The organism is Thermovirga sp., assembly GCA_012523215.1.
Taxonomy (GTDB): domain Bacteria; phylum Synergistota; class Synergistia; order Synergistales; family Thermovirgaceae; genus 58-81.
On record JAAYIZ010000153.1, the window covers coordinates 1 to 2,480 of the forward strand.

The following is a 2,480-nucleotide window of genomic DNA, read 5'->3' on the forward strand; positions in this document are numbered from 1 at the left end:
ACTTCAGGCAGAAGAGGAAGTGAAGCTCCAGCCGCACCTCACCAGGGTCCCTCCACTGGAGATCCGAGAGACCTCCAGCCTTCCCCCGATGAGAGACATCCTTTCGGACATATTGGCCAGACCCCGATGCCCCCTCACACGGAGTTCCTCGAAATCTTCCGGTGGATCGAAACCAGTCCCGTCGTCGGTCACTTCGAGAAGGACTTCTCCCCCATCCCGGTAAAATTTGGCGTTTACTTCAGTCGCCCCTCCATGGCGAACGGAATTGTGGACCGACTCCTGCACCACTCTGAAAAAGGCCAGGGTAACCTCGGGAGGCAACTCTTCCTCGATGCCTGCCTCTACGATGATCTTCACCCCAAGCTGCCTCGAAAGCCGCTCGGCCAACTCGTCGAGCGCCTGGGATAGGCCAAGATCGAGCCAGGGCGGTGAAAGCTCATCGCAGAGCGCCCTCATGTCATTAACGGCGTGGCGGGCGCCCTCTTCGGCGTTATCCAGCCGCAGAGAGGTCTCTTCGGGCTATCCCTCCTCCATCTTAGCCAGCCTGATCTGGTGGATCAGGGCGGTGACATCTTGAAGTGGGCCGTCGTGGATCTCCCGGGCGATGCGTGACCGCTCTTCCTCTTGGACCCTGACTATGTCGCCGACATAACGTTTCATCAGTTCCGCCCTCTCGACGGCACCTCGGGCAAGTTGCTGGAGCACCATCCTCAGCCTCCTGATCTCGTGGACAGCCCCGGGGTCATCGCCCTCGGGGATATCTCTCCCAAGGTGAAGGGTGGACACTTCCGTCCCGAGGGCCCTCAAGGGCGCCACCAGCCATTTCCAGAGGGCGAGGACCGATAAGAGGCCCAGGAGCCCGACGAGCCCGACCAGCAGTGGCCAACGGTTGAAGCGGAGCATGGGCCCGAGGAGCTTATCCCAGGATACGGCGGCCACAACGTACCACCCGGTTTCCCCGGCAGGGTAAACGGCGAGGGTGAACTTCTCGCCCTCGCGGCTTTCAACTTCCAGGGCTGAACCTATGGGGATCCCCCTGTCCCAGAGGAGGGGAAGAGCGTCGGAGTCACCGGTGGACAAAAGAATGTTCCCCTGCCTGTCCACTACCGCCACCCAGCCCGGCATCGAAAGGCCCCAGGTGAGCTGCCTGAGCCTCATGAACCTCTCACGATCACCGAAGGGGGAAGACCTTGTCCTGTTCCAGCTCAGATCCAGTCTCGAGGCAAAACTCTCGGCAATGTCGACTACATAGGACCTGGCGACCCTCTCCATGGCCCTCTCGTGCTGGATGAGACCGGCGCCCCCTAAGAGGAGCGCCGAAAAGGAGGGTATCATGATGGCCACCGTGAGAAGGATCAGCAGGTGTCTCCTCATTCGATCAGCTCCTCCAGGGCTACGATGCCGTACTTAAGCGCCAGCAGCATGGCTTCGGTCTTGTTCCTGGCCCCGAGCTTGCCATATATGGAAGCCAGGTGGGTCTGCACCGTTCTTTCGCTGATGATGAGAACCCCTGCTATTTCTTTGCTGGAGAGGCCCCTGGCGGCATGGAGCAAGACCTCCCTCTCCCTTGCCGACAGCGCCTCGTAGGCGAATTCCCCGTCCTCCATGCTGCGGGCCACTTCCCCATCAAGGTAAAGGCCCCCACGGGCCACCACCCTGATGGCGCGGGCGAGCTCCTCGGGGGTTACGGTCTTGAGGACGTAACCCCTGGCTCCGGCCCTGAACGAGGCCATGACGTACTGCTGGGCGTCGAAGGATGTGAGCATCACCGGCTTGACCGGGAGTGAGGATGCCTTGATCCTCCTGGCCAGGGCGACGCCGTTCTCACCGGGCATCCTGATGTCCAGCAGGGCCACGTCGGGCCTTTCCTTTTCGATGACCCTCCAGGCCTCAAGGCCGTCACCGGCCTCCCCCACCAGCTCCAGGTCCTTCTCCTTCGCTATGTAATCCCTCAACCCGGCGCGGGTGAGGGGGTGATCATCGGCGAGGAAAACCCTTATCTTCATGGAATGCACCTCCCGGGACCTTAAAGGCGGCCCCTATCCGGCAAGTATGCCCTATATGGACCGGGCGGCGTATCCGCAGCCTTACCGATAACCGACCGGGTTGGAGCGGTTTCAGCGGAGGTCGGAGAAGGATACGAACCCGAAAGCCGACCTCGCGTGGAGTACCGCGTTCCTGGCGGCTTCCTCGAGGGCCGAGGCGGCCAGCCACCCCACGAGGACCGTCGAGGAACTGGTCTCGCCCGTGGCGGCGCAGAAGACCGTATCACCGTCAAAGGGAGTGTTGAAAGGGAAAAGAGCTCCGGCGAGTCCCGCCTGCCCCATGATGGCGACCCTCCTGCAGTCGGCTTTGTCCAACCTCGCGTTCGTTACGATGGCGGCGAGGGTGGTGTTCCTACCCCACTCATCCCACACATCCCCAGCTCCCGACATTGACCCGGGGTCGATGATGCGATCTCCATCAAGGGCCCCCGCCAT

The 2,480-nt window shown here is 61.8% G+C and carries 4 protein-coding genes; all 4 read right to left on the reverse strand.

Annotated features, from left to right (window positions below):
• Nucleotides 1-3 precede the first annotated feature (3 nt).
• Nucleotides 4-456: a hypothetical protein gene (locus GX108_04135; GenBank protein NLO56227.1), complete on the reverse strand. Its 453-nt coding sequence runs from the start codon at nt 454-456 to the stop codon at nt 4-6.
• A gap of 63 nt (nt 457-519) precedes the next feature.
• Complete coding sequence (locus GX108_04140) at nt 520-1,374, reverse strand: hypothetical protein (protein NLO56228.1); 855 nt, start codon at nt 1,372-1,374, stop codon at nt 520-522.
• A complete protein-coding gene (locus tag GX108_04145) occupies nt 1,371-2,006 on the reverse strand; it encodes a response regulator transcription factor (protein NLO56229.1) in 636 nt (211 codons plus the stop codon). The genes GX108_04140 and GX108_04145 overlap by 4 nt, the downstream gene beginning before the upstream one ends.
• 111 nt (nt 2,007-2,117) lie before the next feature.
• Nucleotides 2,118-2,417, reverse strand: a complete 300-nt coding sequence (locus GX108_04150; GenBank protein ID NLO56230.1) for a hypothetical protein — start codon at nt 2,415-2,417, stop codon at nt 2,118-2,120.
• Nucleotides 2,418-2,480 lie beyond the last annotated feature (63 nt).